The organism is Arthrobacter globiformis (genome assembly GCF_046536215.2).
Lineage (GTDB): Bacteria > Actinomycetota > Actinomycetes > Actinomycetales > Micrococcaceae > Arthrobacter > Arthrobacter globiformis_E.
In genome coordinates this window covers 1,561,641-1,585,470 of the sequence record NZ_CM143421.1, presented here as the reverse complement: position 1 = coordinate 1,585,470, position 23,830 = coordinate 1,561,641, and the positions used below count along the sequence as shown (strand labels likewise).

General features: G+C 67.3%; 23 protein-coding genes. 8 read left to right on the top strand and 15 right to left on the bottom strand.

Features of this window, described 5'->3' with window-relative positions; translation table 11 throughout:
• Positions 1–7 precede the first annotated feature (7 nt).
• Positions 8–613, top strand: coding sequence for a rhomboid family intramembrane serine protease (locus tag R5O87_RS07075; protein WP_410557923.1), 606 nt, complete (start codon positions 8–10; stop codon positions 611–613).
• Between the two features lie 139 nt (positions 614–752).
• On the opposite strand, the gene greA is transcribed toward R5O87_RS07075, so the two are convergent.
• Positions 753–1,247: a transcription elongation factor GreA gene (gene greA / locus R5O87_RS07070; protein ID WP_377950090.1), complete on the bottom strand. Its 495-nt coding sequence runs from the start codon at positions 1,245–1,247 to the stop codon at positions 753–755.
• 213 nt (positions 1,248–1,460) lie between these two features.
• A complete protein-coding gene (locus R5O87_RS07065) occupies positions 1,461–1,823 on the bottom strand; it encodes a DUF4307 domain-containing protein (protein ID WP_462836402.1) in 363 nt (120 codons plus the stop codon).
• A gap of 192 nt (positions 1,824–2,015) precedes the next feature.
• Between R5O87_RS07065 and mca the strand changes: the two genes are divergently transcribed.
• The 3 genes from mca to R5O87_RS07050 all read left to right on the top strand — a co-directional run bounded on the left by mca (position 2,016) and on the right by R5O87_RS07050 (position 5,586).
• The gene (gene mca, locus R5O87_RS07060) at positions 2,016–2,921 is read left to right on the top strand and encodes a mycothiol conjugate amidase Mca (protein ID WP_410557921.1); all 906 of its coding nucleotides are present in this window, start codon (positions 2,016–2,018) and stop codon (positions 2,919–2,921) included.
• A 180-nt stretch (positions 2,922–3,101) separates the two neighbouring features.
• Positions 3,102–3,380, top strand: coding sequence for a hypothetical protein (locus tag R5O87_RS07055; protein WP_387099803.1), 279 nt, complete (start codon positions 3,102–3,104; stop codon positions 3,378–3,380).
• Positions 3,358–5,586 carry a thioredoxin domain-containing protein gene (locus R5O87_RS07050; RefSeq protein ID WP_410557920.1) on the top strand — a complete coding sequence of 743 codons (2,229 nt, stop codon included), beginning with the start codon at positions 3,358–3,360 and terminating at the stop codon, positions 5,584–5,586. Before R5O87_RS07055 ends, R5O87_RS07050 begins: the two co-directional genes overlap by 23 nt.
• On the opposite strand, the gene trhA is transcribed toward R5O87_RS07050, so the two are convergent.
• Positions 5,567–6,208 (bottom strand): PAQR family membrane homeostasis protein TrhA, encoded by a 642-nt coding sequence (gene trhA, locus R5O87_RS07045; RefSeq protein ID WP_410557954.1) that lies wholly within the window; start codon positions 6,206–6,208, stop codon positions 5,567–5,569. The genes R5O87_RS07050 and trhA overlap by 20 nt on opposite strands.
• Before the next feature lie 263 nt (positions 6,209–6,471).
• On the opposite strand from trhA, the gene R5O87_RS07040 reads away from it, so the two are divergent.
• Positions 6,472–7,233, top strand: a complete 762-nt coding sequence (locus tag R5O87_RS07040; RefSeq protein ID WP_306926727.1) for an isoprenyl transferase — start codon at positions 6,472–6,474, stop codon at positions 7,231–7,233.
• 269 nt (positions 7,234–7,502) lie between these two features.
• Entirely contained in the window at positions 7,503–8,939 is a 1,437-nt protein-coding gene (locus R5O87_RS07035; RefSeq protein ID WP_410557919.1) for a PhoH family protein, read from the top strand.
• Between the two features lie 142 nt (positions 8,940–9,081).
• Here R5O87_RS07035 and R5O87_RS07030 read toward each other — a convergent pair whose 3' ends face one another.
• From R5O87_RS07030 to R5O87_RS07020, 3 genes are all read right to left on the bottom strand, one after another.
• Positions 9,082–9,738 (bottom strand): GNAT family N-acetyltransferase, encoded by a 657-nt coding sequence (locus R5O87_RS07030; protein ID WP_410557918.1) that lies wholly within the window; start codon positions 9,736–9,738, stop codon positions 9,082–9,084.
• 82 nt (positions 9,739–9,820) lie between these two features.
• On the bottom strand, positions 9,821–10,366 hold the full coding sequence (locus tag R5O87_RS07025) for a hypothetical protein (RefSeq protein ID WP_462836401.1): 546 nt from the start codon (positions 10,364–10,366) through the stop codon (positions 9,821–9,823).
• 133 nt (positions 10,367–10,499) lie between these two features.
• Positions 10,500–11,294, bottom strand: coding sequence for a hypothetical protein (locus R5O87_RS07020; protein WP_410557916.1), 795 nt, complete (start codon positions 11,292–11,294; stop codon positions 10,500–10,502).
• A 59-nt stretch (positions 11,295–11,353) separates the two neighbouring features.
• On the opposite strand from R5O87_RS07020, the gene R5O87_RS07015 reads away from it, so the two are divergent.
• A complete protein-coding gene (locus R5O87_RS07015; protein WP_410557915.1) occupies positions 11,354–11,905 on the top strand; it encodes a prepilin peptidase in 552 nt (183 codons plus the stop codon).
• A 107-nt stretch (positions 11,906–12,012) separates the two neighbouring features.
• Here the strand turns inward: R5O87_RS07015 and R5O87_RS07010 are convergent, their stop codons facing one another.
• The 5 genes from R5O87_RS07010 to R5O87_RS06990 form a co-directional block, all read right to left on the bottom strand.
• Positions 12,013–13,728, bottom strand: a complete 1,716-nt coding sequence (locus R5O87_RS07010; RefSeq protein WP_410557914.1) for an MDR family MFS transporter — start codon at positions 13,726–13,728, stop codon at positions 12,013–12,015.
• A complete protein-coding gene (locus tag R5O87_RS07005; protein ID WP_410557913.1) occupies positions 13,725–14,417 on the bottom strand; it encodes a TetR family transcriptional regulator in 693 nt (230 codons plus the stop codon). Before R5O87_RS07005 ends, R5O87_RS07010 begins: the two co-directional genes overlap by 4 nt.
• A gap of 260 nt (positions 14,418–14,677) precedes the next feature.
• Positions 14,678–16,105, bottom strand: coding sequence for a class II fumarate hydratase (locus R5O87_RS07000; protein WP_410557912.1), 1,428 nt, complete (start codon positions 16,103–16,105; stop codon positions 14,678–14,680).
• An 87-nt stretch (positions 16,106–16,192) separates the two neighbouring features.
• Complete coding sequence (locus tag R5O87_RS06995; protein WP_410557910.1) at positions 16,193–16,807, bottom strand: carbonic anhydrase; 615 nt, start codon at positions 16,805–16,807, stop codon at positions 16,193–16,195.
• A gap of 9 nt (positions 16,808–16,816) precedes the next feature.
• Positions 16,817–17,356 carry a DUF4245 domain-containing protein gene (locus R5O87_RS06990; RefSeq protein WP_462836400.1) on the bottom strand — a complete coding sequence of 180 codons (540 nt, stop codon included), beginning with the start codon at positions 17,354–17,356 and terminating at the stop codon, positions 16,817–16,819.
• A 334-nt stretch (positions 17,357–17,690) separates the two neighbouring features.
• Between R5O87_RS06990 and glpX the strand changes: the two genes are divergently transcribed.
• Complete coding sequence (gene glpX / locus R5O87_RS06985) at positions 17,691–18,728, top strand: class II fructose-bisphosphatase (protein ID WP_410557908.1); 1,038 nt, start codon at positions 17,691–17,693, stop codon at positions 18,726–18,728.
• A 95-nt stretch (positions 18,729–18,823) separates the two neighbouring features.
• On the opposite strand, the gene R5O87_RS06980 is transcribed toward glpX, so the two are convergent.
• From R5O87_RS06980 to R5O87_RS06965, 4 genes are all read right to left on the bottom strand, one after another.
• Entirely contained in the window at positions 18,824–19,765 is a 942-nt protein-coding gene (locus tag R5O87_RS06980) for an endonuclease domain-containing protein (protein WP_410557907.1), read from the bottom strand.
• A gap of 160 nt (positions 19,766–19,925) precedes the next feature.
• Positions 19,926–20,879 carry a lipid II:glycine glycyltransferase FemX gene (locus R5O87_RS06975; RefSeq protein ID WP_410557906.1) on the bottom strand — a complete coding sequence of 318 codons (954 nt, stop codon included), beginning with the start codon at positions 20,877–20,879 and terminating at the stop codon, positions 19,926–19,928.
• A gap of 6 nt (positions 20,880–20,885) precedes the next feature.
• On the bottom strand, positions 20,886–22,136 hold the full coding sequence (gene manA / locus R5O87_RS06970; RefSeq protein ID WP_410557905.1) for a mannose-6-phosphate isomerase, class I: 1,251 nt from the start codon (positions 22,134–22,136) through the stop codon (positions 20,886–20,888).
• A gap of 32 nt (positions 22,137–22,168) precedes the next feature.
• Positions 22,169–23,824 carry an LCP family protein gene (locus R5O87_RS06965; RefSeq protein ID WP_410557904.1) on the bottom strand — a complete coding sequence of 552 codons (1,656 nt, stop codon included), beginning with the start codon at positions 23,822–23,824 and terminating at the stop codon, positions 22,169–22,171.
• Positions 23,825–23,830 lie beyond the last annotated feature (6 nt).

Here is a 23,830-nt window from a genome sequence, read left to right as displayed (position 1 = left end):
AGCCGGGATGCTGCACAGCCCCGGCGAGGCGCCCGCCACCAGGGAAGCGGCCGCCGCCCGCGCGAAGGCCGGGCTGCTGGTGGTGGGATCCTTCGTGGTGCTGCTGTTCGCCATCGAGCTGCTCAACACGGTGCTGCTGCACTCGCTGAATGGCGTCTTCGGGCTCCGGCCCAGAAGCGCCGACGGCATCCTGGACATGTTCACCTTCCCGCTGCTGCACGCCAACCTCAACCACGTGCTGTCCAATGCCCTGCCGCTGATCATCTTCGGGTTCCTGGTGTTCCTGTCCGGACTCCGGGTTTTCCTCACGGCTGTGGCCTGCAGCTGGCTGGGCTCGGGACTCGCCGTCTGGCTGTTCGGCGCCGGCGGGGTCACCGTGGGCTCGTCCGGCCTGGTCTTCGGCCTGTTCGCGTTTCTCCTGGTGCGCGGGTTCTTCAACCGCAGCTGGTGGCAGATCCTGCTCTCCGTGGTGCTGTTCCTGGCCTACGGCAGCATCCTTTTCGGGATCATTCCGAACGTGGCAGGGTACGTGTCCTGGCAGGCCCACCTCGGCGGTGCCGCGGGCGGCGTCTTGGCCGCCGTCGTGCTGCGGGCACGGGCCTCCCGCCGCTAAGCGGCACAGGCGGCCCAAGCGGCGCGCGGCCGCGCCCGGCGGCGAACGATAACCAAGGCGATTAACGCACGACGCCGGCCGTCCCGGAATGGGGGAGGCCGGCGTCGTGCGTTTGCTGCGACCGCGGACGGAAGCGGTACTAGCCCGAGTAGGGCTTGGCGGAAATGATCTCCACCGAGATGTCCTTGCCGTTCGGGGCGGTGTAGCTGAGCTTGTCGCCCTCCTTGTGGCCCATGATCGCGGCACCGAGCGGGGACTTCTCGCTAAAGACGTCCAGATCGGAGTCGCCGGCGATTTCGCGGGAGCCGAGCAGGAAGGTCTCCTCGTCGCCGGCGATGCGGGCGACGACGATCATGCCGGGCTCGACGATTCCGTCGTCGGCCGGTGCCTCGCCGACGTGGGCGTCGCGCAGCAGCACGGTCAGCTGGCGGATGCGGGCCTCGATCTTGCCCTGCTCTTCCTTCGCAGCGTGGTAACCGCCGTTCTCCTTGAGGTCTCCCTCCTGACGCGCAGCATCGATCTTCTGGACGATTTCCGCGCGGCCGGGGCCGGAAAGGTGGTCCAGCTCTGCCTTCAGGCGGTCAAAAGCTTCCTGGGTAAGCCAAGCTGCAGGCGCGCTGTTAGTGGTAGACACGGACTTCTCCTCTAGTGGGTGTACAAGCGGTCTTACAAACAAACACCCCGCCACGGTGGCCACCTGTGGAACTCAGTAACCATCTCAGCGGGGTAAAGGTATTGATCCATTGTAGTCAATCCTGTGGAGTAAACCCAATAACCAAGCGGCGTGGGTCACATAGGTTCTTCTGCTGCCCGTTTGCCGTGGGCGTTGGGTGGGTCCGGGACGGACCTAGGAGGCCGCGGGCTTCGGGATCCAGCAGCTGTCCACGACGCCCGAGACCGCCTGCGATTCGGTGCGGAGGACAACCCGCTGGGCGAGGGTGCGCCCGCCGTCGGCACTCTGGCCCTGCGCTGACTGGTCCACCGGCGGAATGTCGACCACCTTCCAGCCGACCACTGCGAATTTGGAGTCGAGGGCCTTGATGGCGCACTTGACCGCGGTGCCGGGCTCCCTCGTCACCTGGAAGTCCACCTCCGCCTGGGTGGCATCCGTGGTCCGGTAGCCGATGTCCTTGAAGGTCACCGACGCCATGGAGTTGGACGTGGAGACCCAGGCCAGGAAGCCCATCCCGATTACCAGGGCCGCGATCACCGCCCAGCGCCCGGCCTTCCGGGACAGCCTCCGCTTTGGACGGCCATAGCGATTGGCTAGGCTAATGTCTGCAGGCTGGGAAGTGCCCGACTTGTCCTCGGTAGTCACCCTTCCAGTTTAGTGGCGATCAACCGGGGAAAAATCCGGCGCCAGCATTGCAGTCAGCCCCAGGAGAAAGAGGAGCAGTCCCAGATGACAGCGTCCACCAGCCAGTCGTCCACGCTTCGCCTGCTGGCAGTCCACGCCCACCCGGATGACGAATCCAGCAAGGGCGCAGCCACCATGGCCATGTACGCCGCGGCCGGTGTGGACGTGATGGTCGCGACCTGCACTGACGGCTCGCGCGGCGACATCCAGAACCCGGCAATGGAGGCCGAGCCCCACCCAAAGCGCGACATGGCGGGCGCCCGCCGCCTCGAAATGAACGAGGCCGCCCGGCTGCTGGGCATCCGGCAGCGCTGGCTGGGATTCGTTGACTCCGGCCTGCCCGAGGGCGATCCGCTGCCGCCGCTGCCGGCCGGATGCTTCGCGCTGATGCCCCTGGAACGGGCGGCCGCCCCGCTCGTCCGGCTGGTCCGGAACTTCAAGCCGCACGTCATCGTCAGCTATGACGAAAACGGCGGCTACCCGCATCCGGACCACATCATGGCGCACCGGGTTGCGGTGGAGGCCTTCGAGGCCGCCGGCGACCCTGCGCGGTATCCGGGTACCGGGGAGGCATGGGAGCCAAGCAAGCTCTACTATGACCGCGCCTTCAGCCCCGAACGCTTCCGTGCCCTGCACTTTGCGCTGGAGGAGGCAGGGCTCCAGTCGCCCTACGCCCAGCGGCTGGCCGCCTGGCTTGAGGCCGACGCCGAAGGGCATACCCCGCCGCCGCCCACGCATGAAACCACCACCCAGGTGGACTGCGGTGACTTCTTCGAAACGCGCGACGACGCCCTCCGCGCCCACCGGACCCAGGTGGACCCGCTGGGCTTCTTCTTCGCCGTGTCGGCGGAGATGCAGGCGCGCGTCTGGCCCTGGGAGGACTACACGCTGATCCAGTCCAAGGTGTCCTCCGAGCTGCCGGAAAAGGACCTGTTCGCGGGGCTAAGATAGAGACAAGAGATATTTTCTATCCCCTGTAGAAAAAATCAGCAGAATCCTTGTAGAAATACCCTGCAGAAGACCCGCGCAGTGGGCCGGCGGCCGGAACGGCCGCGGCCGCGCGCGTACCCAACGGGCCGGACGTTAGCCCACGCGGCGGACGGCGGCCCCAGCCTTGAGAAGGTTTGAACTGTGCACCATTTGCTCATCGCCCTGGCATCGTCCCCGGCACCCTCGCCGTCGCTGCGCCCCGGCCTGTCCCAGGACCAGGTCACGCCCGGCCTGCTGGGCTTCCTGCTGACCGCCTTCATCGTGGTGCTCACCGCGCTGCTGATCGTTGACATGGTGCGCCGCATCCGCCGCGTCCGGTACCGCGCCCAGGTGGAGGAGGAACGCCAGGCTGCGGCCGAGGCGGCCGATATTGCCCGCGACGATGCCGCCAACGGCAATGCAGGCCGCGCCGACACCTGATTCCCGATCGGGGCGGCCCGCATCAGGGCAGCCCGGGCCGGGGGAGCCCGCACGGGGGGAGCGCAATGCCCTCGGCGCGGAACCCTCTGCCTACCTTCGCCAGCACGCCGGCAACCCGGTGCACTGGCAGCCCTTTGGGGACGCCGCCTTTGCCGGGGCCGCGTCCCGGGACGTCCCCGTGTTCCTGTCCATCGGCTACGCCGCCTGCCACTGGTGCCACGTCATGGCCCGCGAATCCTTCGAGGACCAGGCCACCGCTGACTACCTGAACAGCCACTTCGTGGCGGTCAAGGTGGACCGTGAGGAACGTCCCGACGTCGACTCCGTCTACATGGCTGCCACGCAGGCCATCAGCGGCGAGGGCGGCTGGCCCATGTCCGTCTTCCTGACGCCCGGCGGCCTCGCCTTCCATGCCGGCACCTATTTCCCGCCCCGGCCCATGCCCGGGCGTCCCTCCTTCCGCCAGGTCCTCGAAGCCGTGCATCAGGCGTGGACCGAACGCCGCGACGCTGTGGAGGAGAATGCCCGCTCGCTCGCGCAGAACATGGGGCAGGTGCAGCTCGCAGCGGCCGTGGACGTGTCCCGTCCGCCGGAAGGGCTCGACGCCGGGCTGTTGCCCGCCGCCGTCCGCTCCCTGGCTGGGTCGGAAGACCCCGGCGACGGCGGGTTCGGCACCGCCCCCAAGTTCCCGCCGTCGGCCGTCCTGGAGTTCCTGGTCCGGCACGCGGCGGTGCCTTCGGAGACCGCCGACGAGGCCAGGGAGATGGCCGGGCGGACCCTCGCGGCGATGGCCCGTTCGGCTCTCTTTGACCAGCTCGACGCCGGCTTCGCGCGGTATTCGGTGACGAGCGACTGGTCCGTTCCGCACTTCGAGAAGATGCTTTACGACAACGCCCAGCTGCTGCGCGTCTACGTGCACTGGATCCGGCTGGGCGGGGCGGCCGGGTTCCCGGCCGCCGAGGCCGCGGACACCGCGTCGCGGACCGCGGACTGGATGCTCACCGCGCTGGGGCTGCCCGACGGGGGACTGGCGTCCTCGCTGGATGCCGATTCCGTGGTGGACGGTGAGCACCATGAGGGGGCCAGCTACCTCTGGACCACTAACGATCTGGAGCAGGTGCTCGGCGCGGAGGATGCCGCTGCCGTCGCCTGGATGATGAACGTCGCCTCCCGCGGCACCGTGTCGGAGTTCGGGTCGCCACTGCACCCCGGCCGGGCGCTGGATGGCGACGAGACCCGGCTCTGGCAGGCCGTGCGGCCCCGCCTTCAGGACGCCAGGGCACGCCGGCCGCAGCCCGAGCGGGACGAGAAGGTGGTGGCGGGCTGGAACGGGCTCGCCGTGGCTGCGCTCGCTGACGCCGGGGCGGTCCTGGACCGGCCGGACCTTGTGGCGGCGGCAGCCCGGATTGCCGGCTACCTGGAACGGGTCCACTGGCGGCCTGGACCGGGGAAGCCGACGCCGGGGAAACAGGCACCGAATCGGCCGGCCGCGGGGGAACTGGTCCGTGTTTCGCATGGCGGTGCGGCGCGGGGAATCGGCGGCCTGCTCGAGGACTATGCGTTCTGCGCGGACGGCTTCCTGGCGCTGTACTCGGCCACGGGCGATTCCCGCTGGTACACCCTGGCCGAGGCGCTGATCCGGGCGGCCGGCGCGCGGTTCGTGGATGGTGGAAGGCTCGCAGACTCGGCCGGGGAGTCGGAGCAGGTGGTCAGCGCCCAGGGCGGAACGCCGGGCCTGGACCCTTTCGACAACGCCACGCCCAGCGGCGCGGCCGCCTTCGCCGGCGTCCTGCTGGGCTACGCCGCGCTGTCCGGCTCCACGGCCCACCGGATCATGGCCGGGAACATCCTGGCCCTGGTGCCCCCGCTCGCAACGCGGGCGCCGCGCGTGGCGGGCTGGCTCCTGGCCACAGCGCAGGCCGCGCTGGCGGGGCCGCTGGAGGCCGCCGTCGTCGGCCCTGCCGGACCGGAACGGGACGCCCTGCACCGCGCGCTGCTGCTGTCCCCGAGCCCGGGGCTGGCAGTTGCGGTGGGTGAGGCGGAGGCGGACGGCGGCGGGAAGCCGGCCGACGTGCCGCTGCTGCGGCAGCGTCCGGCAGGGCCGGGCGGCGCGCCGCTCGTGTATGTCTGCCGCGGCATGGTCTGCGACCGGCCCGTGGCAACCGTTGCGGAGGCGCTGGAACGCGTCAGCTCAGCACTGCGATGAGGATGGCCGCGAAGTGCGCGGCAAAGGCCAGCACCGTGAAGGCGTGGAACAGTTCGTGGAAGCCGAAGTGCCGGTAGCTGAAGTTGGGCTTCTTGAGGGCGTAGAACACGGCCCCGGCGATGTACAGGGCGCCGCCTATGCAGATGAGCAGGGCCGCCGGAACGCTCGCCGCGAAGAAGGCGGGCAGGTAGAACAGGGACCCGCAGCCCAGGCCGATGTAGATGGGCACGTACAGCCAGCGTGGCGCGTCGGTCCAGAGCAGCCGGAAGAGGACGCCCAGGATCGCTGCGGACCAGATCAGCCAGAGCAGGAACTCCGCCGTCGGCCTGTCCAGCAGGCTCCACGCCAGCGGAGTGTAACTGCCGGCGATCACCAGCATGATGTTGGTATGGTCCAGCCGCTTGAGGACGCGTTTGACGCCGGGGGACCAGTTGCCGCGGTGGTACACCGCGCTGACGCCGAAGAGCAGCACGCCGGTCAGGGCGTAGATGGCGGACGTGACCTTGCGGTCCGCGGTGGGGGCTGCCGCAACCAGAACAATCCCGGCGGCCAAGGCGAACGGCGCGGTGACGGTGTGGATCCATCCCCGCCACTTGGGCTTGATGGTCAGCAGTTCCGCGATGCGCGCCGCGGCGTCGTCCACGGCGGTGGGTTCAGCCTTCGAGGGCTCCGGTCCGCCTGATGTGCCATCCGGGGCGTTGCTTTTCATGTCATCCAGAATAACCTACGGTTCAGTAAGTTACCTTCGAGTAACGTCTCTGCTGGGGGACGCCTGCGGCTCCGTTGGCGGGCTGTTGGACGGCCGGCTGCACGCGGCCGCCGCCTCCGGGCGGTAGCCTAGGACTTGCACAAAAGTCGTACAGAGGAAGTCAGGTGAGTCTCCGGATGGAATGGCCCGGGTTCCTCTATGGCTTCTACGAGCGCAAGCTGCTGCGCTCCCTGGAGCCGGAACGGATCCCCCGGCACATCGGCGTCATGGTGGACGGAAACCGGCGCTGGGCCCGGCAGTTCAATGCCCCCACCAGCCAGGGCCACCAGGCCGGCGCGGACAAGATCCACGAGTTCCTCGGCTGGTGCCAGGAACTCGGCGTCCGGGTGGTCACCCTCTACATGCTCTCCACGGACAACATGAGCCGCTCCGGCGAGGAGCTTGACCTGCTCATGGGCATCATCGCCAATACGCTGGACCGGCTCGACGAGGACGCCGACATTTCGGTGCACGCCATGGGCGCCCCGGAGCTGCTCCCGGACTACCTGGCGGAGCGTCTGACCAAGCTCACGGCCCGGACGCCGGTGCGCGAAAAACTCCACGTGAACGTCGCCGTCGGCTACGGCGGCCGGCGCGAGATCGTGGACGCGGTGCGCGAGCTGCTGCACGACGCCGTGGCGCACAAGGCGGACATCAGCGAGCTGGCCGACTCCCTGAGCGTGGAGGACATCTCGCGCTTTCTCTACACCCGGGGCCAGCCCGATCCGGACCTGGTGATCCGGACCTCCGGCGAGCAGCGGCTCTCCGGCTTCCTGATGTGGCAGAGCGCCTACAGCGAGTTCTACTTCTGCGAGGCCCTCTGGCCGGCCTTCCGGAAGGTGGATTTCCTCCGGGCACTGCGCGACTACGCCGGCCGACAGCGGCGCTTCGGCTCGTAGCTTTCCGGTTTCTGCCGGCCGCCCGCTGGGCCGCCGCCGTTCACTCCGAATTCACACACCGGCAACAGGAATCGCCGGAAGAAGACGTTGGAAATTAGTTCGGGGCGATTTACGTTAAATCCATCAGCAGGCAAACCGCCGGCTGATCGGGGAGGCCAGTACATGGAGCGATTCTTCGCACCGGTTGTATGGGAGGCCGGATCCGGCCTCGTGGCCGAGCCGCCTCACCAATAACAATTCCGGGCATGTGCCCCGGGGCTGGAGTCGATGTGGCTATTTCTGAACAACTGCCCGAAGTCATCACGGACAAGGGTGAGAAGGCTACCTCTCGCGCCAAGCGAGCCAATTCAAAGACCGGTGCGGACACGAAAGACGCCGCAGCCGGTCTTGCTGTTTCCGGCCCAATGACTGAAACCCAGCCGTCAGTATCCACGTTCGTCATCGACACCTCCGTGCTGCTGTCCGACCCCCGCGCGCTGCTGCGCTTCGCGGAGCACGAGGTCGTTGTGCCGATCGTGGTGATCACCGAACTTGAAGGGAAGCGGCACGACCCCGAACTCGGCTACTTTGCACGGAAGGCGCTCCGGCTCCTTGATGACCTTCGCATCCAGCACGGCGGGCTGAACCGGCCCATTCCGCTGGGTGACGCGGGCGGGACGCTCATGATCGAGCTGAACCACATCTCGGCCGAGGTCCTGCCGGCCGGATTCCGCGCCGGGGACAACGACAGCCGTATCCTGGCCGTCGCCAAGAACCTCTCCAACGAGGGGCGCAACGTCACCGTGGTGTCCAAGGACCTCCCGATGCGGGTCAAGGCCTCGGCCATGGGCCTGCTGGCCGACGAATACCGCAATGAGCTCGTCAAGGATTCCGGGTGGACCGGCGTCGCCGAGATCGATGCGAGCGACGAGGAGATCTCCACGCTGTACGGCCACGAACCGGTCTTCATCCCGGCGGCCGCAGAGCTGCCGGTCAACACGGGCCTGGTGGTGCTCAGCAGCCGGGGCTCGGCCCTGGGCCGCGTCGGCGCCGACAAGCAGGTGCGCCTGGTCAAGGGGGACCGCGATATTTTCGGCCTCCACGGGCGCTCCGCGGAGCAGCGGCTCGCCATCGACCTGCTGATGGACCCCGCCGTGGGCATTGTGTCCATGGGCGGCCGCGCCGGCACCGGCAAGTCCGCCCTCGCCCTCTGCGCGGGCCTTGAGGCCGTGCTGGAACGCCGCGAGCACCGCAAGGTGATCGTGTTCCGCCCGCTCTTCGCCGTCGGCGGCCAGGAGCTTGGGTACCTGCCGGGCTCGGAGCAGGAAAAGATGAACCCCTGGGCGCAGGCGGTCTTCGACACCCTGGGCGCGCTGGTGAGCCAGGAAGTCGTGGAGGAGGTCATGGACCGCGGCATGCTGGAGGTCATGCCGCTGACCCACATCCGCGGACGCTCCCTGCACGACGCCTTCGTGATCGTGGACGAGGCCCAGTCTCTCGAAAAGAATGTTCTGCTGACCGTCATGAGCAGGATCGGGCAGAACTCGAAGATCGTCCTCACCCACGACGTTGCCCAGCGTGACAACCTCCGGGTCGGACGGCACGACGGCATCGCAGCTGTCGTCGAAACCCTGAAGGGTCACCCGCTCTTCGGCCACATCACCCTCACGCGGTCCGAACGCTCGCCCATCGCGGCGCTCGTCACGGACCTGCTCGAAGGGGCGTAGTTCTGGGGCGGGTGCCGTTGCCGCGGCTGACGGCGCCCCGCCGTCGCTTAGCGCGACGCCGACGTCCTTTTGCCAAATGTGGCCGCATAGAACGGAGTTCACGCGGCCATTTTTGGTAACGCGGTCGAGGGGCGGGCCAAGCTCAACCAGGTGCAACCCCAAGCAGGAACTTCGCCGTTGGTTCGTGGCCTTCTACCTTTAGGTGCCAGTCGGGGCGGCGGAAGCCTTCCGGGGTGAGGCGTACACGTTGGACTGTTTCCTGCTTGCCGCCCCACGACATGCGGGTGACGCCGTTCAGTTCGTAGCCGAGCGACCGGGAGACGCCCAAAGAAGCGGCGTTCCAGTCGGCGGCTTCGGATTCGCAGACTTCGGCGCCCAGCCAGTCAAAGGCGTAAAGCGCGACGGCGGCCCGCATCTCCCTGCCGAAGCCGCGGCCCTGCGCGCTCCTCCGCAGCCATGATCCCGTAGTGACCGTGCGGAGGACCGAAAAGTCCCGCGCGGCGATGTCCTGGCAACCCAGGAAGCTGCCGTCATGCCAGATGCCCAGGGTCAGCGTCCAGGACTCCGGCGTGGAGGCGGCGCGGCACTGCCAGTACCAGCGCGCCATGTTGGGTCCCAGCTCCCCGGCGGGGACAGCCGTCCAGGGTGTGCTGAACGGGTTCCGTCTCTCGTCGTGGATGCCGCTGGTCGCCGCTTCAACCGCGGCGGGGATGTGGTCGTCGCGCAGCGGCCGCAGCGTGAGCCGGGGAGTGGCCAGGGTGAGGGCGAACGGGGGCCACACGGAGGTCAGCTCGGTCATGCGGGAAGCCTAACGGATGGGCACCACGGGCCGGGGATGCGGGGCAGCCAACATGCAGGTCCGGCCTAAACCAGCAGCGCCGTCAGCTCGTGTGGTGCGACAAACCGAGGGACAGCCGGGTGTTGCCGGGTCCTTCCAGCACGAGGGCGATCGCCTGGTTGGGCAGCTCGAAGACCATGGTGGCGTCTGCAGTATCGCCCGGCTTGAGCTGTGTCTTCCCGGGTGATGTCCACAGCGGATGGATGCTGTTGGCACCCAGCCCGGTCACCGAGAACTGCGACGTGTCCACCGCGACGCCTTCGCCTTCGAGGGCGGTGAACTGCACCAGTATCCGCACCCGGTGGGTTCCCGCTGACGGGCCCTCGTCCAGGACCTGGACGCGTTCCGGCGGAAGCCAGCCGTCCTTTTCCAGCGGGATGATGCCATTGACCCGCGCCGTGCCGCCGGGGATGGCCGCGCTTGCGCCCAGCGGCGTACTCGCCTCCGGCTTGGCCGTAAGGAAGAGATATCCGAGCACGAGTCCCAGGGTGCAGAGCAGGGAGAGCGGGATCAGCAGCAGCTTCCTTCGGCGCCCCGCACCGGTCCTGCCGGTGACGGCCGTGTCAGGTGTCGATACGTCTGGAGCCATGGTTGACATGGCACGAGTGTGAAGCCGCCAGGTTGGAAAAAACCTGCACGGCCCCCCGCATTCCGGGTGGCCTGCCGGGCCGGGTTGGCTATTCCGGGTGGCCTGCCCGGGCGGGTTGGTCGGGCGCGGTTTGTCAGGCGGGGTTGGGCCGCAGCGGCCACTGGATGTGCTCGCGCACATCGGTGAGGTTCATGGGCTCGGCCACGAAAAGATCGTCCAGCATGTATTCGTCCACTCCCAGGATCCGGATGCGGTGCCCGGGAAACTGCGCCTCGCCGTCGACCGGTTCGGCGGACACGCACACCCCGGTCCCGGCATCGATGCGGATCCTGGTCCGTCCGGGGCCGCAGAGTGGTGCCGTCGCATCCAGCGGCCGGTAACCGGGATTCGGGGAGACCACGGTCTCCAGCGCGGGACGGCCTTCATGCGTCACCTCCTGAACGGGCTCCAGCACCTCGACGGCGTTGGCGTTGGGGAACTCCAGCGGCACCGGCGCGTTTCCCGCCAGCTCCACCGGATCCAGGGCGGCCGCGAAGCGGCCGTTGCCGAACGACGGTTCGCCGTACGCGGCCTCAGGGCGGCGCCGCACCAGCCCGCCGTCGTCGTACACCGGGGTCACCAGGTGCGCAGGGAGGAGCCACGACTTCCGGGTGGCGCTGATGTACAGGCCGTCGCGGGAATCGTTGATGCCGGTGGTGCTGCCGAGCAGGGTGCCGTCGCCGGATTCCAGGCGAAGCGCGCCGGGGCGGCGCAGCCAGGCGCGGACCGTGCTGCCCGGAAGCCCGCTGCCGGGTGTCTCGGTGTATTCGAAGCGCAGGGACTGCCATTTCCACGGGGACGAGCGGCAAAGGTTGCGAAAGGAGGCGGCCGACGTGGGCGTCGCACCGCCGCCGTGTTCCTGCCGGTGTTTGGCGTCCCAGGTCCCCATATCCACAGTTTACGCGCGGCCCCCCAGCGCCAGGCCGGGCGATCCAGTAGCATCCGAGTGTGATCCAACGACTGGGGGACTTGTGGGAAGCGGCACCGCCGGCTTTCTGGCTGCTGCTGGCCGCTTGCGCCTACTTCGCCGTCATGGCGGTTCGGCTCACGGTCATCGATGTCCGGCACCATCTCCTGCCGGACCGGATTGTCTTCCCGTCCTATGGCGTGGCCGGGGTGCTGCTGCTGGGGGCGGTGCTCATTCTCGCCGTCGGGGATCCGTCGGGAGTGCCCGACGGCGCGGCCCGCCTTTTCGGCGTGCCGGCACTGAGGATTGCGGCCGGGGGAGCGGTGCTGTGGGTCTTCTACTTCGTGCTGCGGCTCGTGTACCCGCCGGGCATGGGGTTCGGTGACGTGAAGCTCGCCGGCGTCCTGGGCCTCTATCTGGGTTATCTGGGCTGGCCACACGTTTTCGCGGGGACCTTCGCTGCGTTCCTGCTCGGCGGACTCTGGAGCATCGGCCTGCTGGCGCTGCGGCGCGGGACCCTCAAGTCGGCTATTCCGTTCGGGCCGTTCATGCTGGCCGGCGCAGCAGCTGCGATGGTCCTGCTGCCCGCCTAAGTCCCACAGTGCGCGAGCTGGCAGTTAATGCCCTCAAATCCTCGGTTTGTGGGCATTAACTGCCAGCTCGCGCACTGTGGTTCCCGCGGCAGTAGCCCGGGAGAAGGTCAGCGGCGCTGGCCGGCGAGCTCGCCGTCGTCGTCCTTCACACCGTCAGCGTCACGCAACGCTGTCTCAAGTACTTCCACCTCACGCAACGCCGGCTCGGGGACGGAGGCCTCGCGCAGGGCTGCCTCGAGAAGCTCCGCCTCCTCGCCGCCCACGGCCTCGCCGCGGGCAACCATCCCGGCCGTGTCGGAGAGCGGGATCTGCTTCAGCGTGATGGCCAGGACAAGTGCCACGGCGATGAACGGGACGAGGTACCAGAACACCGGTGCCAGGGAGTCGGCGTAGGCGTTGACGATCGCGTCCCGGAGCTGCTCCGGAAGCTGGCCGAGGGTCTGCGGATCCAGCGTCCTGGTGGACTGTGAAGCCTGGCTGGCCGATGCTCCGGCGCCGGTGAACGCGTTTGTCAGGGACTCCGCCAACCGGTTCGTGAAGATCGAGCCGAACACCGCCACGCCCAGCGCAGCCCCCACCTCGCGGAAGTAGTTGTTGGTGCTGGTGGCTGTGCCGATCTGGTCCGCCGGAACGGAGTTCTGGACCACGAGGACGATGACCTGCATGATCAGGCCGAGACCGGAACCGAACAGGAACAGCTGGACGCAGATGACCCAGATGGGCGTCTCGGCCGACAGCGTGGTGAACCAGAGCATGGCGGCGATGGTCAGGCTGGCGCCGAGGATCGGGAACATCTTGTACTTGCCGGTTTTGGAAATCCGGATGCCGGAGTAGATCGACGTTCCCATCAGGCCGGCCATCATCGGGAGCATGAGGAGCCCGGACTCGGCGGCGGAGGTGCCCGAGGACATCTGCAGGAACGTGGGCACGAAGGCGATGGCGGCGAACATGCCCAGGCCCAGAGTGAAGCCGATGGCGGTGGAGTTCACGAAGATGCGGTTCTTGAAGAGGCTCAGCGGAATGATGGGGTCTTCCGCCCGGCGCTCCACCATGACGAAGGCCGCGGCGGCGAGGACCAGGCCGGCGCCGAAGGCCCACGTGACGGGTGAGTCCCAGCCCTCGTCCTTCTTGCCGCCGAAGTCGGTGAAGAAGATCAGGCAGGTGGTGGCGACGGAGAGGAACAGGACGCCCAGGATGTCGATCCGCTTTTCGGCCTTCTTGTTCGGAAGCGTCAGGGTGAACCAGGCGATGGTGAAGGCGGCGATGCCGATGGGGATGTTGATGTAGAAGGCCCACTCCCAGGTGAGGTGGTCCACGAAGAAGCCGCCCAGCAGCGGGCCGGCCACGGCCGAGAGGCCGAAGATGGCGCCGAGCGGGCCCATGTATTTGCCGCGCTCCTTGGCGGGGACGATGTCCGCGATGATGGCCTGCGAGAGGATCATCAGGCCGCCGCCGCCCAGGCCCTGGATGGCACGGAAGATCACGAAGCCCCAGAAGTCCGTGGCGAAGGCGCAGCCCACCGAGGCAAGCGTGAACAGGGCGATAGCCACGAGGAACAGGTTCCGGCGGCCCAGGATGTCGCCGAACTTGCCGTACACCGGCATGACGATGGTGGTGGCGAGCAGGTACGCGGTGGTGATCCAGGCCTGGTGCTCGACGCCGCCGAGCTTGCCGACGATGGTGGGCATCGCCGTGGAGACGATGGTCTGGTCGAGGCTTGAGAGCAGCATGCCGGCGATCAGCGCGGAGAAGATGATCCAGATGCGTTTCTGGGTCAGCAGCAGCGGTCCGGCTGCGGCTTTGGAACTGACGGCGGTGCTCATGGCTGTCCTTCTGCGGAGGGGGCTTCAGTGGGGGAGAGGTCGGAGGCGGGGCGGGAATACGGCTGGGAGAGCAGCAGCCTGGCGGCCTCGAAGTTTTCGAGCAGCAGGTCGCGGTATGTGCGGGTGTTGCCTTCGGAGAAGTAGGCGAGGCTGGTGTGCCGGGCGATGTTGCCCATGACCACGACGGCCATCCGCACCACGGGGTGGTCGGCCGGAACACCTTCGCGCTGGGCCAGGAGCTGGGCGAAGTGGGCTTCCCGCTCCTCCGTGGCGCCGATGATCTTGAGCATCAGCTGCGGTTCCTTCTTGATGACGCCGATCAGCTGGCGGGTCTCCTCCTCGGAGCTGCTCATCCGCTCGGACATGCTGAGCGAGAGCTGGAGGAGGTCCTGGAGCAGGGTGGCCGAGATCTCGCCTTGAGTGGAGCCCTGCCCGCCGTGGAGGAACTCCTCGAAGACGTCCCCGGGCAGCTCGTCATCCACGTGCCCCAGGATGGCGTCTTCCTTGGTGGGGAAGTAGTTGAAGAACGTCCGCCGCGAGATGCCCGCCTGCTCGCAGACGTCCTCCACGGTGTAGCCGCTGAGGCCCCGCTCGGAGGTCAGGGAACGGGCGACGGCGGTAATCGCCGCCCGGGTCGCGGCCCGCTTGCGCTCGCGGAGCCCGCCGCCAATAGTTGCACTCTCATTCACAAAGTAAAGTTTTGCACTCAAGTCATTTTAGTGCAAATTTTGACTCGGGCGGCAGGCGGACGGCGCGGAGAGGTGTCCCAATCCGGTTGGAGGGGCTTGGAGTTTTTGTCCACGTATCGCGACTTAAAGGCCCTCCAACTCGCGACATCTGGACAAAAACTCCGCGTTGGGCGGCGGGAATTAAAAAAGTACGACGGCGGCCGCCCGCCTTCGCTGTGAAGGTGGGCGGCCGCCGTCGTACTTGAGGGAGGCGGTGGGACCTAGGACTTGTGGGCCGGCGCCGTCATGGTGGTGACGTCCAGTGCCTTGTCCAGGTCGGCCTCGGAAACCTTGCCCTCGCCGTCGCCGACGAAGCCGAGCTTTTCGGTGGCCTGGCGGACGGTGAGGCCCTCGGCAACAGCCGTCTTGGCGATCTTGGCGGCGTTTTCGTAGCCGATGAACTTGTTCAGCGGGGTGACGATGGACGGCGAGGCCTCGGCGAGGAAGCGGGCGCGCTCGACATTGGCGGTGATGCCGTCGATCATCTTGTCGGCCATGACGCGGCTGGTGTTGGCCAGCAGGCGGACTGACTCGAGCAGGTTGGCGGCCATGACCGGGATGCCGACGTTCAGTTCGAAGGCGCCGTTGGTGCCGGACCAGGCGATGGCGGTGTCGTTGCCGATGACCTGCGCGCAGACCATGATGGACGCTTCGCAGATGACGGGGTTGACCTTGCCCGGCATGATGGACGAGCCCGGCTGCAGGTCCGGGATGGCAATTTCGCCGAGGCCGGTGTTGGGGCCGGAGCCCATCCAGCGCAGGTCATTGTTGATCTTCATGAAGGAGATCGCAATGTTGCGCAGCTGGCTGGAGGCTTCGATGAGGCCGTCGCGGTTGGCCTGTGCCTCGAAGTGGTCGCGGGCCTCAGTCAGCGGCAGGCCGGTGTCCGTGGCGAGCAGTTCGATGACGCGCTCCGGGAAGCCGGCCGGGGTGTTGATGCCGGTGCCCACGGCGGTGCCGCCCAGGGGAACTTCGGCGACGCGGGGGAGGGCGGCGTTGATGCGCTCGATGCCGTAGCGGACCTGCGCGGCGTAGCCGCCGAATTCCTGGCCGAGGGTGACGGGGGTGGCGTCCATGAGGTGCGTGCGGCCGGACTTGACGACGTCCTTGAACTCAACGGCCTTGCGCTCCAGGGATTCGGCGAGGTAGCCGAGGGCCGGGATGAGGTCGTTGATCAGGGCCGAGGTGGCCGCAACGTGAACGGACGTGGGGAACACGTCGTTGGAGGACTGGGAGGCGTTGACGTGGTCGTTGGGGTGGACCACCTTGTCGCTGCCAGCCGCCTTGAGGGCGCGCGAAGCCAGTTCGGCCAGGACCTCGTTGGTGTTCATGTTCGAGGACGTGCCCGAACCGGTCTGGAAAACGTCGATGGGGAAGTCGCCGTCGTACTTGCCCGTAGCCACCTCGTCGGCAGCATCCGCGATCGCCTTGGCCAGCTCGCCGTCGAGCACACCCAGTTCAGCGTTGGCCTGGGCAGCGGCCTTCTTGACCCGGGCCAGCGCCTCGATGTGCGCACGTTCCAGGGTTTTTCCGGAGATCGGGAAGTTCTCGACTGCACGCTGCGTCTGTGCGCGGTACAGGGCGTTCACGGGGACGCGGACTTCGCCCATCGTGTCATGTTCAATGCGGAACTCTTCAGTGGAAGTCATGGGGCTAGCTTAGGACGCCCGGGCGCCGCATCGAAAACCGTGAACGGCTTGCTGCCGGCGGCCCGCCCGGGCGCTTCCTGGCTGGTTTTAGAGCTCGCCGATTCCGGAAACAAGCTCCGCGTGGCCCTCGGCGAGGCTGTAGGAGAGGCCGACGACCGCTGCCTTGCCGGACTCGATTGCGTCCGAAATCACACGCGAGCTGTCCACAAGGCGCTGCGAGGTCTGCTTGACGTGTTCCACCACCATGTCGTTGACCTCCGTCTGCTCGTTGCGCAGGGAAGTGAGGACCGACGGCGTAATGCGCTCCACGAGGTCGCGGATGAAACCCGTCGGCATCTCGCCGGTTTCGACGGCGGACTTCGTGGCGCTGACCGCGCCGCAGCTGTCGTGGCCGAGGATCACGATCAGCGGCACGCCCAGCACGCCGATGCTGTATTCGAGCGAGCCGAGGACGGCGTCGTCGATGACCTGGCCGGCGGTCCGGACGACGAAAACGTCACCGAGTCCGACGTCGAAGATGATTTCAGCGGCGAGCCGCGAGTCCGAGCAGCCGAAGATCACCGCGAACGGGTGCTGGTTCTCCACCAGTGAGGACCGCCGCGAGGCATCCTGGTTCGGGTGAGATGATTCGCCGCTTACGAAGCGTTCGTTGCCTTCGCGCAGACGGCGCCAGGCCAGGGCAGGAGTCAGGTATGTCGTCACGGCCCCACCTTACGGTGTGGGGCCCGCCGTGGGGGAAACAATGACAGTAGGGTTACTTTCCAGGGATTTGACGACGGCGGCCGCCAGGACCGCGAACTCCTCCAGATTGGCGTCGCCCGCCAGCACCACGGTGGTGCCCCGGTAGGCGAGGACCATGCTCTTCTCACCCTTGCCCGTGTCATGCAGTTCCCAGTCCTTACCGCCGGCGTTGCGCGTGCCGGTGACGGGGGCGTTCTTGGTCTGCTGCAGGAGCCAGGTGGGGTTGGCCTTGCTGGTCTGCGTCAGGCCGATGAATTTCTCCTTGGGGGTCACATACCCGACCTCCCAGGCCGCGACGCCGGTGCCGGTGGCGGCCGTCCAGCGTGCGTAATTCGGGTGGAATGTGTCGCCCGGCGCGGGGGCCACCGGTGTGAATCCCGCCACACCCGAGGCGTTCCCGGCCACGGCGCTGACATCGATGTTGGGGCGGAAGCCGTCCGACTTCGGGGACGGGTTCATCAGGACGATCGGCAGGAACGCAGCGACGCTCACCAGCAGGGCGATGATCATTCCGATCACCGAGGCATTGGCCCGTTTCGCGGCGGCCGCGGGGATTACGGGCTTAATGGGCTGGCCTTCGGTTGCCGGGGAGGGGGCGGGAGCCTGGAGGCGGCTCGAGGGGCGGACTGGTCCTGCGTATCACTCACCCTTCTATAGTCGCGCATGCGGGGTCCGAACTCACATTCGAAGCCGGCGGCGGTGAGGCCGCATGTCCGTTACGGGGCGTGGTCATCCGCCGCCCGGGGCCCTGCCGTGACGACTATGATCAGTTACAGAGGAATCACCGCGACGGTCGACTCGGGCCCCGCGGGTTCAATGATCGCCACTCGAAGAAGAGGTTCACGTGTCACCAGCGTCCATTACCCAGAAGTACTCAACGCTTTCCCCGTCGCTCGCTGTTGGAACCGACGAGCCGGACCGCAACCTCGCCCTTGAACTTGTCCGCGTCACCGAAGCCGCTGCAATCGCCGGCGGCCACTGGGTTGGCTTCGGCGACAAGAACAAGGCGGACGGCGCTGCCGTCGACGCGATGCGTTCCTTCCTTCACACCGTCCACTTCAACGGCGTCGTGGTCATCGGTGAAGGCGAAAAAGACGAAGCCCCGATGCTGTTCAACGGCGAACAGGTTGGTGACGGCACCGGCCCCGAGTGCGACGTCGCCGTCGACCCCATCGACGGAACCCGCCTGACCGCACTGGGCATCAACAACGCCCTGGCCGTCCTGGCCGTCGCCGAGCGCGGCTCCATGTTCGACCCCTCCGCCGTGTTCTACATGGAGAAGCTGGTCACCGGTCCCGAAGCCGCCGACATGGTTGACCTGCGTCTGCCGGTCAAGCAGAACCTGCACCTGATCGCCAAGGCCAAGGGCGTGAAGGTCAACCAGCTCAACGTCATGATCCTGGACCGCGACCGCCACCGCCCGCTGGTTGAAGAGATCCGCGAAGCCGGCGCGCGCACCAAGTTCATCATGGACGGCGACGTTGCAGGTGCCATCGCGGCTGCCCGCTCCGGCACCGGCGTGGACGCCCTCATGGGCATCGGCGGTACCCCGGAAGGCATCGTTGCCGCCTGTGCCATCAAGTCCCTCGGCGGCGTGATCCAGGGCCGGCTGTGGCCGACCAGCGACGACGAGAAGCAGAAGGCGATCGACGCCGGCCACGACCTCGAGCGGGTCCTGTCCACCAACGACCTCGTCACCAGTGACAACTGCTACTTCGCCGCCACCGGCATCACCGACGGCGACCTCCTCCGCGGCGTCCGGTACAACAAGGAGAAGGTCATGACGCAGTCGATCGTCATGCGCTCCAAGTCCGGCACCATCCGCTTCGTGGACGGCGAGCACCAGGCCAGCAAGTGGGAAGGCTACGCCCGCAAGAGCTAGCCCCCGCCTATAGCGCGAACGTACAGTTGTGGCCCCGAATCCATCCGGATCCGGGGCCACGAGTGTACGCTCGTGCATGTTTCAACAGGGGAGTCCTAGGCGCCCGACGCCTGGCGGCGGAGCTGTCCTTGCAATGTTGCCCTGACCTTCTCTAGAACGAACGGCTTGTCGCCCTCGAGATCGTCCTTGAATACTCTGAGCTCCGTCCACCCCAGTCGTTCCGTGATTTCCTTGCGCTTCCTGTCGCGGGCTGCCTGAATTGGAGCCGAATGGTGCCCGCCGTCGTATTGCAGTGCCAGGCGGTGTTCCGGGTAGGCGGCGTCCGGCCACACCGCCGGTTGGCCCCAGCTGTTGCGGATGACATGGTTCAGAACCGGTTCGCCGAGTTTGGTGCGGGCAAGAGCCAGCCGCATTTTGGTCTCCTGCGGCGAGTCGGCCCCTACGCGGATCTCGGGGAGTGCCAGCCGTGCTGTCTTGATTCCCCGCATGCCCGGGTGTGAAGCCACCATCCGGCGCAGGTCCTCAATTGCTGCCAGTGGAGCCCGCGGCAGCGGGAATTCGGGTCCGTGCGCAACCACCACCGAATCACCAGCGGCTACCAGTTCGTCGACGGTGAGCAGGCTTGCGAGATCCAGCCACGTCCTTGCAGGTGAGGTGACCCGGACGCCGTCGTGAATCACCACCTCGCCGGCTTTGAAAGTCAGGCGATGACCAACGACGTTCCGCCGGCGGGGCTTACTGCAGCCTCTCTCGCGTGCGACATGGATGCGCCAGTCTTCCTGCATCCAGCCGGGAAGGCCGAGATCCCAGATGCGTGCACCGGAGTGGTGGGTGAGGGTGGACGCGTCGTCCAATGCGGTATATGCGCGCAGGTTGGCGCCGGTGGTGGCATCTGCGCCGAGCGGGACGCGGATCCCGCGCGAGGGTATGGCCAGGTCCGGTTGCCGCTGGCGCTTCCGGGACACACCGCATGAGGCAGCTTCGGGGGTAGTGAATGACCCCGCCGCCAGTTGCTGGGGCAGTTCTGAGAGACCCATGCTCCAGTGTGTACCGGACGGAGGGCCATGGAGACGTTATCCACAGGCACAAATCCCGAAGCTAGCGCGAACGTACACGTGTGGCCCCAAAACCACAGGTATTTGGGGCCACAAGTGTACGTTCGCGCCCGGGGGAGGGGGCTTAAGTGTACGTTCGCGCTCAGGAGGCGGGGCGCTTGAGGAGGGACTTGATGGCGTCGCGGAGTTTGCGGGCCACCTGGTAGGCAGCGTAGCGGGGCCGGTTGACCGGCAGGTCCCAGGTGCCGGGGTAGGAGATCTCCCGCCCGCCGAAGGACTTCTTGAACGCGGTGAACCCGGCCCACTTGTGGTCGGGCTGGTCAGCCGGGGCAACGCCCCACAGGTCCACGTGCTTCAGGCCCTTCTCCTGGGCATCGGCCATGAGCGTCACCAGGAGGGGAATGCCCGCGCTGAGCTTGCGGTGGGTGTCATCCATGGCGGCGTGGGCGTACGTCCGGGTATCCGCGGAATCGTACGCCAGTGCTGCCGCCACCGGGCCGCCGTGCAGGTCGGCGATGAACAGCGTTGCTGCGCCGGCGGGCATGAGGGACTGGGCCACCTGCGTCAGGTACTCGTCGCTCTGCGGCTTGAAGCCGTTCCGCCGCGCCGTCATGTGCAGGAAGTTCAGCAGCACCCGGATGTCCTCGGGATCCTGCGTGGCGCGGAACGTAACGCCCTTCTTGTGGATGTTCCGGTACAGGTTGCGGTTAACCGGCTTCATCTCCGCCAGGACTTCCTTGAAGTCCCGGTCCAGGTCCACGATCCAGCTCAGCTCGGGCTGCTGGTTCACCGGGGCAGGCTGCAGGCCGCGGCTCCGCAGGGTCCCCGGCCCACTCTCAGGATCGAGGCCCACCGGCTCGATCCGCACAAACACGGCGCCGCAGGACCTGGCCAGCGTGCGGAGGGCGGCCAAGGCGTCGTCGAACGCCTCAACCGACCCGGCCACCGGACCGTAGGGCGCATACAGGACCTTGCCCGCCGGGTTCTTCTCCTCGATGGCCAGGAAACTCCAGCCGGGACCGGACTGCCGGTGCACATGGCGACCGATGGACTTCTGGAAATCCTCCCAGGCCTTCGTTTGCAGGAAATATTCCACAGCTGGTCAGGCCTTTGTCGAGGTGGTCACGGCGAAGGCCACGGCGGTTTCCGTGGTGCCGGATACGGGGTGGACGTTGACGGGGGCTTCGGCGGCCGGCAGGAAGGCGCTCGCGCCGTGGTCCAGCTGAAGGTCGCCCTTCGGCGAGTCCAGGATGACGGAACCGGCGACGACGATAATCACCGCAGCGCCCGACTGCGCCAGCGGCACCGGCTCACCGTCCGGCCGCAGTTCGATCCGCTGGAGCTGGAACTCGCGGAAGGGCGGGAAGTACAGTTCCTGTCCGAGTTCGGAGGTTTCCGCCCGGAGCATGGGGAGGCCCACCGATTCGAAGACGATCGTGTCCAGCAGCTCGGGAATGTCGATGAACTTGGGTGTCAGGCCGCCGCGGAGCACGTTGTCCGAGGACGCCATCACCTCGACACCGAGGCCGTGCAGGTAGGCGTGGACCTTGCCTGCCGGGAGGTACACGGCGTCGCCGGGCTGCAGGGACAGCCGGTTGAGCAGCAGGGAGATCAGCACGCCGGGGTCGCCCGGGTATTCGCCGTTGAGACTCAGGACCGTGGACAGTTCCAGCTGATAGGGCGCCATGGGCGCGCCGGAGGCCAGCACGTCGACCACCCGGGACGTGGCTTCGCTGACTGCCTCGCCGCCGGCGATCAGCCGTTCGAATGCAGACCGCAGCGCCTTCTCCTCCTCGGGCTGGGAGAGGTCGTCAATGACGTCCTTCAGGACCTGCGGGACGCCGTTGCCGGGAAGCTCCAGGCAGCCTGCCAGGTGGAGGAAGATGTCGCGGGACTTCTCCGGTGCACGGAACCCGCACAGCGACTCGAACGGGGTCAGCGCGAAAATCATTTCCGGCTTGTGGTTGTCGTCGTGGTAATTGCGGTTCGCCGCGTCGGCCGGAATGCCGGCCGCGTTTTCGCGCGCATATCCGGCCCGGGCCTGCTCGAGGCTCGGGTGCACCTGCAGCGACAGCGGCTTCGCGGCGGCGAGGACCTTAGCCAGGAACGGGAGCCGGGGACCGAACTCGGCCACCGAAGCCGCGCCCAGGAAATGCTCCGGGTCCTCGCCAATCAGTGCGTCCAGCGGCGTCGTCGTGCCGTCCGGCCGGATGGCCACGGACGGCGAGTCAGGATGGGCACCGATCCACAGTTCGGCTTCCGGACCGCCGGACTCCGGCCGGCCGAGCAGGCCGGCGATCGCCGTCGTCGAGCCCCATGCATACCGCCGCAGGACATTGTCTATCTGGTACACGCCTCGTGTCCCCCCTCGTTTGGTGTAAATGCTCAAAGCGGTGCGCACTGGCCGTTGGTGGCCACCAGGTCGCGGATGGCCTGTTCGTTGCCCTCGCGCTTGAACTGGTTCAGCATCGCTTCCGTGATCGGTTCCCCCTCAGGGGTGGTGGTGACCGGGGTGAAGTCCGACGACGACGACGGTGCCGGTGAGGGGGTGGTGGCCGGAAGCCCTGCCAGGGGACCTGCCGCGCCGGCGGCGGAGGGCCCGCTGCCGGGCACGGAACCGGGTTGCAGCACTGTGTCTTCAGTCGCGGCGGGTGCGGCGGCCGGCGATTCTGAACTGGCGGACGCGAGCAGCTTCTTGACCCGGTCATGGATCTGGTCGAAGTCGGGCACCGTGGAGAAGGACGCGTCGAAGTCCGGCGGCCCGATGGTGAGCCGCTTGATGTTCTGGCCCTTGGCCTTCATGGCCAGGTCCACGAAACTGCCGAGCTGGCTGGAGGAGATGTTGGACTCCACCACCTTGGTGCCGGCGTTGGCGATGTCCTCGAACTTCGCCAGCAGGGTTGCCGGGTCCAGCTGTTTCAGCATGGCCTGCTGGACGCACTGCTGCCGCGCGATCCGGGCGTAGTCGTCGACGAACTCGCGGGACCGGCCGTACCAGAGGGCGTGGTAGCCGTCGAGCTTCTGGTCGCCGGCCGGGATCCAGCCCAGCGGCATGCCGTGGATGCCGTTGGCCTCGTCGACCATGTCGCCGCTGATGGGAACCCAGCCGCCGGCCTTGATCCGGATGCCGCCCATCGCGTCAATCAGCTTCGCGAAGCCGTCCATGTCCACCAGCACATACGCCTGCACGGTGATGCCGAGCGTTCCGGAAACTGCCTCCAGGGTTGCCTGCGCTCCGGGATCGGCGACCCCGGGGTACAGGTCCTTGTGCTCGTTCGTGACCTCGGTGTTGATGGCGTTGATGAGGCATTCGTCGCCGCAGTTGTAGCCGTCCGGGTAGATCTTCCGCATCGGCGAACCCTCGCTGAACCGGGCGTTCTGCAGGTTGCGCGGCACCGAGATGATGGCGGTCTGGCCGGACTTGGCGTCAACGCTGAGCACGGACAGGCTGTCCGGGCGCCGGCCGGTGCGGTCGGCTCCGGCGTCGCCGCCCATCATCAGGAAGTTGTAGCGGCCGTCCACCGGGTCGATGGCCGGGCCGTTGGCGTTGAAGATGCTGCCGATGGCATTCCGGCTGACGTTAAGCAGGTACGCGGCGTAACCCAGCGATCCGCTGCTCACCACCATGGCGAGGACAAGGGCAACGACGACGGCGGGCCGCATCTTGGCGGGCAGCAGCACCGGCCGGATGAGCCGCAGGGTGTTGACGAACAGCACCAGCCAGCCCACTGCCAGCGCGGCAAGGACCAGGACGATGAGCAGCGAGGCAACCGGATTGGTGATGATGTTGATCAGCAGGGTCCGGTTGGTGAACAGCAGTACCAGGGCAAGGACCGCGAGCAGCCAGGCGCTGAGGGTAACGCGCAGGGCGATCCGGCCCAGTTTGCGGTCCCCGGCCACGATCTGGGCGCTTCCGGGCACCAGCAGCGTGAGCAGGATCAGCAGGAACGCGCGCTTGGTCCGGACGGGTTCAGCAGCGCTCGACGGGTTGCGGACGGGATCCGTCAGGGGGCCCATGGACGGCAGTTCGGTGTTGGACATGGCAGA

What these genes read in the sequence shown, in the direction of transcription:
- R5O87_RS07075 (WP_410557923.1), top strand. Translation starts at nt 8, where the DNA reads ATGCTGCACAGCCCCGGCGAGGCGCCCGCCACCAGGGAAGCGGCCGCC.
- mca (WP_410557921.1), top strand. Translation starts at nt 2,016, where the DNA reads ATGACAGCGTCCACCAGCCAGTCGTCCACGCTTCGCCTGCTGGCAGTC.
- R5O87_RS07050 (WP_410557920.1), top strand. Translation starts at nt 3,358, where the DNA reads ATGCAGGCCGCGCCGACACCTGATTCCCGATCGGGGCGGCCCGCATCA.
- R5O87_RS07040 (WP_306926727.1), top strand. Translation starts at nt 6,472, where the DNA reads ATGGAATGGCCCGGGTTCCTCTATGGCTTCTACGAGCGCAAGCTGCTG.
- R5O87_RS07030 (WP_410557918.1), bottom strand. Translation starts at nt 9,738, where the DNA reads ATGACCGAGCTGACCTCCGTGTGGCCCCCGTTCGCCCTCACCCTGGCC.
- R5O87_RS07025 (WP_462836401.1), bottom strand. Translation starts at nt 10,366, where the DNA reads ATGGCTCCAGACGTATCGACACCTGACACGGCCGTCACCGGCAGGACC.
- R5O87_RS07020 (WP_410557916.1), bottom strand. Translation starts at nt 11,294, where the DNA reads ATGGGGACCTGGGACGCCAAACACCGGCAGGAACACGGCGGCGGTGCG.
- R5O87_RS07010 (WP_410557914.1), bottom strand. Translation starts at nt 13,728, where the DNA reads ATGAGCACCGCCGTCAGTTCCAAAGCCGCAGCCGGACCGCTGCTGCTG.
- R5O87_RS07000 (WP_410557912.1), bottom strand. Translation starts at nt 16,105, where the DNA reads ATGACTTCCACTGAAGAGTTCCGCATTGAACATGACACGATGGGCGAA.
- R5O87_RS06990 (WP_462836400.1), bottom strand. Translation starts at nt 17,356, where the DNA reads ATGATCATCGCCCTGCTGGTGAGCGTCGCTGCGTTCCTGCCGATCGTC.
- R5O87_RS06980 (WP_410557907.1), bottom strand. Translation starts at nt 19,765, where the DNA reads ATGGGTCTCTCAGAACTGCCCCAGCAACTGGCGGCGGGGTCATTCACT.
- R5O87_RS06965 (WP_410557904.1), bottom strand. Translation starts at nt 23,824, where the DNA reads ATGTCCAACACCGAACTGCCGTCCATGGGCCCCCTGACGGATCCCGTC.